The following is a 7361-nucleotide window of genomic DNA, read 5'->3' as shown; positions in this document are numbered from 1 at the left end:
TACCGTTATTACCGTTATTTACGTTATTACCGTTATTACCGTTGTTACCATTGGAGCCAAGAATACCGAGAGAACCAAAAGCAGCAGAGTTGCCATTGTTTCCATTATTACCATTATTGCCATTATTGCCATTATTCCCATTATTCCCATTATTCCCGTTATTCCCGTTATTACCACGAGTGGAAACAGTCGTTGTGACTTTGGCATCATAACTTACAAATCCACCTTGCCCACCGATATATGTCGCTGATGAAGGTTTTTTTGATTCCTTATTCACAGATGCATTCGTGGGAGGATTCGCAAACGCGAGATTCGCCACCAACGTAAACCCTGCTAAAAGGAATGTAGTTTTCGTACTTTGAACCATACATTCTCCTTTATTGTTTCTGGTCATCGCCAAAAAATTTCTAGGAAATGTGGCGCGAACCGAAAGTTTTGACACCTTATTGTTTTTCAACTTTTGTAAACACATTTTTGTTGTAGCGAGATATTCAAACAAAAAAACCGAAAATCAGTCTGCATTGTTACGCCGCAGTTATTTACCTTATTCAATTCTTCATGTTTGTTTCAAATCAATAACCAGACTTTGTAAGTCTGCACATGATACAGGAAAAATCATGAAACAATTTATCCAAAAAAAAATCAAAATAACCTGTGACGTAATTACCAAAGCGCTGATTCTGACATTCTTCTTTGTCAATGTGGGAATCATGTGGGCCGATGGATTTCCCGACCGAAGCGCTCTTGGCGGCGCCTTTATTAAGTCTATAGAAAGATATCAAGCCCTCGCAATGCTCTATCAACCCTGGAGCATGTTTGCGCCGAATCCGATGAATACAAATGCCTATGTCGAGGCCGACATTACATTTGAAGACGGTTCAACTACGATCTGGAAAATGCCCCGTCCCAGCATCATTAATGGTGCCAGAAAAATTTTGACTGCCGACCGTTACAGAATCGTAGGGCAGGAAACTCTTTTACCGAACCAAAATGATTTAGTGTGGTTTGACATCTCCAAATATGTCCTTCGCGAAATCGCACAAACCGAAGCCAAGGGCGCCGGCCGTGTCGTCAGTAAAATCGTTTTCAGTCGTTTTTCCAACCAGGTTCCGCCCCTGGAAAAAGGAATTTTCATTCCCCATGGAAATAAAAGCACCGAATTTTTAAAAGAATCCGTTTTCTATTTCACTCCCACCACACAGAAGGTTCGTTATGAAGCTAAAAACACTTCTCTCTAAGTTTTACGATTTCGTCTTTGCACCGCAACCAGTTCACACTGTCGCACTTTTGCGAATTGGGTTGGGACTGCTTTTGCTTTTTAATTGGTGGATGATAGTGACCGATCTTGACGTGTTGTATGGTCCACAGGGCATGATTTCCCTACAGACGGCCCAACAATATGGAAATCCTTTTAGGTTTTCTCTTTTTGACTATATCCCCCATACCGATAAAAACACCTTCACCCTGGCAATAATTAACTTACTGGCCGTCCTTGGCGTGCTATCTGGAACCTTCACGCGCTTTTCTATCGCCGTGGCTTTCGTCACCCTTGTCTCTTTCCATCATCGCAATGGCTTTATTCTGAACAGTGCAGATTCTGTCTTAAGAATATTTTTGTTCTTTCTCTTTTTTACTCCCAGTGGCGACCTTTGGTCTGTCGATCGATTCAGAAAGAAACTAAAGGGCACAGCCCCGGCAATTCCTGTGGATAAAAGTCCTTGGGCTCTGCGCCTTATCCAACTTCAATTTTGCACAATCTATGTGGCGACAGTTCTTTTTAAAATCAAGGGTGAAAAATGGATTGATGGAACCGCCATTTATACGGCGACCCGAATTGATGAATTCGTTCGCTTCCCGCTGCCGCTTTTAAATGATCTAACAATGATAAAACTTCTTACCTGGAGCACCCTCATTGTTGAGTTCGCCCTAGGAACTCTTGTTTGGTTCAAAGAGACTCGCTATTGGGTACTCTTAGCGGGAGTAGCTTTGCATCTGGGTATCGAATACACCATGAGCATTCCGGTGTTTGAATGGGCAATGATCGTAAGTATGTCGGCGATGATTGATCCGAAGGATCTTGCCCGATGGGTCCAGGTGTTTAAAGAAAAGAAATTCCATTTATCCTGGCGCCCTTCCTGGACATACTTTCAACAAAAGAATTCCTAAAGATCTGATTTTCTTCAGCTCTCTCATTCTTTTCATGCCTTCAGGATTCTGAAGGCATACGGTCTCTTTGAACTCTTCGGCGAAGGGACCCCTTGGTGAAACAACTTTTTAAAATAATACTTTTCGTCAACATGGCCATGCTATTCACAATACGGGCCACGGCCCAAGACAGTGATGTCCATCTGTCTCCGGAAATCATCACGGTGTTTCCTACCTTTGTCGGTGGCGGTCTCAATCTGAAGGTCTACGAATATCTTGAATTTAGTGTCTCCTATGGAATCGTGCCTGTATTGTACTACAACACGATTGCCGATGTTGTATCGACCGACGATGCTCAAAGAAGGGTTATCAACGCCGCTTTTAAAAATAACCGCGTATTACGAGCCGCCCTTCAGTACAACGTTCAGGGCGATGTAGGGTGGCATGTGGGCATGACCGCCGCGCAGCTCAACGCTGAAGGCTCTGCAAGCATTGATGAAGTTCTGTTTGCTGCCACCGGCGATGATTATACTCTACTTAAAGATCTTCTCGTGTCTTTGGGACGCGATCCCGCCGTCAATATGAAGAGCGAACTCATGATCCTGGGAGCCCACTTTGGATACACCTGGCTTATGCAAGATCATTTATATCTCAAGGCAAGTTTAGGCGCCGCGAAAGTCATGGGCACAAAAATCTCCATCAGTACCGGCGTCCCTGAATTCGACTCGCTCTATCCAGGACACGCAGTTATCAGCGCCGCAGAGGGGGATCTTGAGGACACTGTGAATGAATCCGGCCTCTCCCCCACACTGGGACTCACATTAACGTATCAGTTCTAAGTATTTTTTTACCCTTCGGTCCTGAATGTGTTGCGATTTTGACAGGAAAACCGTAAAAAAGAGTCCGCAAAGGACTCCTCATGATCAGTACCAGTAACATCAGCCTCCGGTTCGGTGGTAAAAAACTTTTTGAAGACGTGAACGTAAAGTTCACCCCAGGAAATTGTTACGGCCTTATCGGCGCCAACGGAGCCGGCAAGTCCACTTTTCTGAAGATTCTTTCAAAAGAGATCGAGCCCAACACAGGCGAAGTGCATATTGCCCCCGATTTAAGACTTTCAATCCTAAAACAGGATCACTACGCGTTTGATGAGTTTCCGGTTCTTAAGACAGTCCTCATGGGCAACGAACGTCTTTATAAAATTATGGAAGAAAAGGACGCCCTCTATGCCAATCCTGACTTTTCTGAAGCAGATGGCGTGCGCGCGTCTGAGCTAGAAACAGAATTTGCCGAGCTCAATGGCTGGGAGGCAGAATCCGAGGCTGGCGTCATGCTTGCAGGCTTGGGGATTACCGATGAATACCATGGCAAGCTAATGAAAGAACTCAATGGTGGAGAAAAAGTCAAAGTTCTCTTAGCCCAGGCCCTGTTCGGTCAACCTGACATTCTCCTTTTGGACGAACCTACGAACCACTTGGACATCTACGCCATCCAATGGCTGGAAGAGTTTTTATTAAACTTCCAGAATACAGTGATTGTGATCTCGCATGATCGCCACTTCTTGAACAAAGTCTGCTCACATATTGCCGACATTGATTTTGGCAAAGTAACGACCTACACCGGGAATTATGATTTCTGGCGCGAAGCCAGCGAGATAAACCAAAAACTTTTGGCGGATCAAAACAAAAAGAGCTCTGAAAAGGCGGAAGAGCTTAAAGCCTTTATTGCACGTTTTAGTGCCAATGCCTCTAAGTCACGCCAAGCCTCTTCCCGCCAAAAACAATTGGAAAAGCTGGAATTCAATGACCTACCGGCGTCTTCACGCAAACAACCTTTTATCGGATTTGATATTAAACGTGAACTTGGCAACGATGTTCTCACCGTAGATCGCATCACCAAAAACTGGGAAGGCGAAACTCTGCTTAAAGACGTCAGTTTCACTTTAAAAAAAGGTGATAAAGTCGTGCTTCTGGGGAAGAACGACCTGGCCAAGACGCTTCTCTTAGAAATCATTTCTGGTGAACTGCCTGCGGACTCCGGAAGTTTTTCCTGGGGAATCACGACCTCTCGCAGCTACTTCCCTACGGACAACTCCAAATATTTTCAAGGGGCCGAAGATTCTTTGGTCGATTGGCTACGCCAGTACTCCGAAGATAAAGATGAGACTTTCTTGCGAGGTTTCCTGGGGAAAATGCTGTTCAGCGGTAGCGATGCTCTTAAAAAACCTCATGTGCTGTCAGGAGGCGAAAAAGTACGCTGTATGTTTTCAAAGATGATGTTGTCGGGATCAAACATTCTCATTTTGGATGGCCCCACCAATCACCTGGATCTGGAAAGCATCACCGCCGTCAACGAAGGCCTGAAGCGCTTTAAAGGCACAGTAATTTTCACGTCCCATGACCATGAATTAATTCAGACAGTGGCTAATCGTGTGATCGAACTGGATGGCAAGGTCGTCTATGATAATCATATCACCTATGAAGAATATCTTGAGATCAGAAAGAACAATCTACTGTCGTGACAGTTCCAGACCTTCGCTGTGAGGAATCCATGAGCTTCTCATCTCTCGACAGAAGTCTTCAAATCTTCGCGGCGGCCGTCCTAAGATTTTTTTAAAAGTTTCAAAAACCCGATCCGTGCTTCCTTCCCGAGTGGCTCGATGTAAACTCAAACGAATTTCGCTTTCGAAGGGGCTCATTCCAGCGCGCTGCCAAAGTCGCAGGGCCGCCTCTTCGGTCACGGGTACATAGGAAAGACGGCGGCGAGTGCAATTTGAAATGATGGCCAAAGCTTCCGCATTGGAAAGGGCACGCGTTCCTGTGATCTCTAAACTTTTTTTTGAAAATCCCCAGGGATTCTTTAAAATTTCGAAAGCCACATCCGCAACATCTCTGGCATCGACAAAAGCCGTCCGCCCCTCTCCCTCTGGAAGGAAGAGCGTTCCTTGCATCAAGGCCTCACGATAACCACGCAGAAAATTCTGCATATAAGCGGCCGGTTTTAAAAAGGCATAGGGGATTCCTGATTGCGCCAACATCTCCTCAACCTGTCCATGCAAATGACGAAAAAGATAAGGAGACCCGGCTTGCGCACCGATTTCTGAAATGCGAAGAATGAATTCGACCCCCGAGTTGCGAGCGGCTTTTATCACCCGTGCGGCCTCATCAATCATTTTTGCACTGAAAGGCTGTAAAAAGAAAAGCACATCCACATCGCTCAGGGCCTGCTCTAAAATGAGGCTATTTTCATAATCTAAGCACAACCCCCGAACCCCTTCGGGAAGACGTTCCAAAGCACGTGAGGCCGCCACAAAAGGCAGGCCCGCGTTTTTAAACTTTTGCACAAGTTCTTGGCCCAGAGTGCCAGTGGGACCCGTGATCATCACGCGAAGACCCATAAAAGCCTCCTTTTGTTAATTATGCCTGAACATCCCGGTGCCCCGGGGTGTTTCTTGGCAAGAGTCCGCTTGACTCCCCTTTTGAATCGCGATCTAAATACTTAAGTGAATTTTTTTGCCGAAAACCTACAGGTTTTTAAAAAAGTCTGCTTGCCCCTCTTCGCTCTGGTCGTTCTGTCGAGCAACATTGACCAGTATCTAAATCTGCATATCGAAAATGCCCTTCGTGACCCCCATGGCGCCCAACAACAAGTTTATTGGTTAGGGTTTCTCTCTATTATCAGCAGTGTGGTTTTTCCGGTCCTGCTTATAACCCTGGCACTTTACGCCCTGAACACTCTGACGGGCTGGAATAAAACTCTGGGCGAGTTCATGGAGAAAAATCTGAATCAGGTCTTTATTGAGACCTTGCGCTCCTGGGGTAAAACACTGCTCTGGTCTTTGCTTTTAATTTTACCGGGACTTTGGAAGTACATTGAATACAGTCTGGTTCCTCTGGTTGTCACTTCGTCTGAGCGCTACGACCAAGGAAAAGAAGATGCCCTGCAAAGATCCGCACAAATTGTGCGCAGGAATTGGCCGAAGGTTCTGGGAGTGTTTGTCCTTTTCCATCTCTTCATCCCAGTGGTTCTGTCGGCTTTGTTTGATGCCTATCGCCTGATTTGGAAGACGCCCGTGGCCAGTTTAACTCTATCCGCCCTAGATACCTACTTATTGGTTTTATCAACTCAGATCCTTTTTAATATTTTTAGAAGTGAGGTAAGAAAACATGACGCTCATGTTTAATTGGAAAGACATCAAAAATCGCGGCAAGGGTTTAACTTTTGATGACGTGCTTATTATGCCTGCGCGTTCTGACATCCGTTCTCGTCGCGATCCACACCTTACGACAAAGCTCACAAAAAAAGTATCCATTGATATGCCGATCATCAGCGCCAACATGGACATGATCACCGAGTATGACATGGCTTTTGCGATGAATACTCTGGGGGGATTGGGTATTCTTCATCGCTTCATTTCAGCCGAAGAGCAAGCGTCTCAGGCTCGTCGCTTAAAAGAAGCCGGAGTTAAAAATGTTTCTGCCAGCGTCGGCGTCGGCGAAGAGTTTAAAACTCGCGCGAAGGCGTTGATTGATGCCGGCGTTAACATCATCACTATCGACATTGCTCACGGCCACTCCGTGCAAATGATGGAAACCATGAAGTGGTTGAAAGATCATCATCCGCACATTGAAATCATCGCGGGGAATATGGCAACACCCGACGCCGCTCACGATTTAATCGAGGCCGGGGCTGATGCCATCAAGGTGGGTATTGGACCTGGATCGATGTGTACAACTCGCATTATCACCGGTTGCGGTGTGCCTCAGCTCACGGCGATTGCCTTGTGTGCTGAAGTTGCCGACAGCTATGGTGTTCCTGTCATTGCCGACGGCGGCATCCGTACTTCCGGCGACATGGTGAAAGCCTTCGCGGCGGGCGCCAGCTCTGTGATGTTGGGCAGTATGCTTTCAGGGACCATTGAAACTCCGGGCGAAATTAAGAATGGAAAAAAACAGTATCGAGGAATGGCTTCCCGAGCGGCCCAGGACTCTTGGAGAGGTGGAGTACCCGAAGGTATGGCTCCGGAAGGAGAATCCACGCAAGTCAATGTCAAGGGACACGTTAAGGACGTGGTCCTGGAAGTTGCGGGCGGCATCCGATCCGGAATGAGCTACGTTAACGCGACCACGATTGCTGAAATACGTGAGAAAGCTCTCTTTATGGAAATGTCGGCGAATGGTATTGCGGAATCCCGAGCTCACGGTGTAAAAAATTAG

Annotated in this window: 8 protein-coding genes; 6 read left to right on the top strand and 2 right to left on the bottom strand. The window is 46.3% G+C overall.

Annotated features, from left to right (window positions below; genetic code table 11):
• Positions 1–319: hypothetical protein (locus OM95_RS17475; RefSeq protein WP_291516692.1), on the bottom strand; the 319-nt coding region annotated here is incomplete at its 3' end.
• A 298-nt stretch (positions 320–617) separates the two neighbouring features.
• Between OM95_RS17475 and OM95_RS16540 the strand changes: the two genes are divergently transcribed.
• The 4 genes from OM95_RS16540 (at position 618) to OM95_RS16525 (ending at position 4666) form a co-directional block, all read left to right on the top strand.
• Positions 618–1238 (top strand): hypothetical protein, encoded by a 621-nt coding sequence (locus OM95_RS16540; RefSeq protein ID WP_041876318.1) that lies wholly within the window; start codon positions 618–620, stop codon positions 1236–1238.
• Positions 1213–2166, top strand: a complete 954-nt coding sequence (locus OM95_RS16535) for an HTTM domain-containing protein (protein WP_041876306.1) — start codon at positions 1213–1215, stop codon at positions 2164–2166. Before OM95_RS16540 ends, OM95_RS16535 begins: the two co-directional genes overlap by 26 nt.
• Before the next feature lie 137 nt (positions 2167–2303).
• Entirely contained in the window at positions 2304–2984 is a 681-nt protein-coding gene (locus tag OM95_RS16530) for a hypothetical protein (RefSeq protein ID WP_291516689.1), read from the top strand.
• 80 nt (positions 2985–3064) lie between these two features.
• The gene (locus OM95_RS16525) at positions 3065–4666 is read left to right on the top strand and encodes an ATP-binding cassette domain-containing protein (protein ID WP_041876301.1); all 1602 of its coding nucleotides are present in this window, start codon (positions 3065–3067) and stop codon (positions 4664–4666) included.
• Here the strand turns inward: OM95_RS16525 and OM95_RS16520 are convergent.
• Positions 4655–5542, bottom strand: a complete 888-nt coding sequence (locus tag OM95_RS16520) for an SDR family oxidoreductase (RefSeq protein ID WP_291516687.1) — start codon at positions 5540–5542, stop codon at positions 4655–4657. The genes OM95_RS16525 and OM95_RS16520 overlap by 12 nt on opposite strands.
• Positions 5543–5647: 105 nt before the next feature.
• Between OM95_RS16520 and OM95_RS16515 the strand changes: the two genes are divergently transcribed.
• Both OM95_RS16515 and OM95_RS16510 read left to right on the top strand, forming a co-directional pair.
• The gene (locus tag OM95_RS16515) at positions 5648–6328 is read left to right on the top strand and encodes a hypothetical protein (RefSeq protein ID WP_041876299.1); all 681 of its coding nucleotides are present in this window, start codon (positions 5648–5650) and stop codon (positions 6326–6328) included.
• Positions 6321–7361: an IMP dehydrogenase gene (locus OM95_RS16510; protein ID WP_041876296.1), complete on the top strand. Its 1041-nt coding sequence runs from the start codon at positions 6321–6323 to the stop codon at positions 7359–7361. The genes OM95_RS16515 and OM95_RS16510 overlap by 8 nt, the downstream gene beginning before the upstream one ends.

Source organism: Bdellovibrio sp. ArHS, assembly GCF_000786105.1.
GTDB lineage: Bacteria > Bdellovibrionota > Bdellovibrionia > Bdellovibrionales > Bdellovibrionaceae > Bdellovibrio.
The sequence above is the reverse complement of the archived record's forward strand: the minus strand, read 5'-3'. Positions and strand labels throughout refer to the sequence as shown.

What these genes read in the sequence shown, in the direction of transcription:
- OM95_RS16540 (WP_041876318.1), top strand. Translation starts at nt 618, where the DNA reads ATGAAACAATTTATCCAAAAAAAAATCAAAATAACCTGTGACGTAATT.
- OM95_RS16535 (WP_041876306.1), top strand. Translation starts at nt 1,213, where the DNA reads ATGAAGCTAAAAACACTTCTCTCTAAGTTTTACGATTTCGTCTTTGCA.
- OM95_RS16530 (WP_291516689.1), top strand. Translation starts at nt 2,304, where the DNA reads ATGCTATTCACAATACGGGCCACGGCCCAAGACAGTGATGTCCATCTG.
- OM95_RS16525 (WP_041876301.1), top strand. Translation starts at nt 3,065, where the DNA reads ATGATCAGTACCAGTAACATCAGCCTCCGGTTCGGTGGTAAAAAACTT.
- OM95_RS16520 (WP_291516687.1), bottom strand. Translation starts at nt 5,542, where the DNA reads ATGGGTCTTCGCGTGATGATCACGGGTCCCACTGGCACTCTGGGCCAA.
- OM95_RS16510 (WP_041876296.1), top strand. Translation starts at nt 6,321, where the DNA reads ATGTTTAATTGGAAAGACATCAAAAATCGCGGCAAGGGTTTAACTTTT.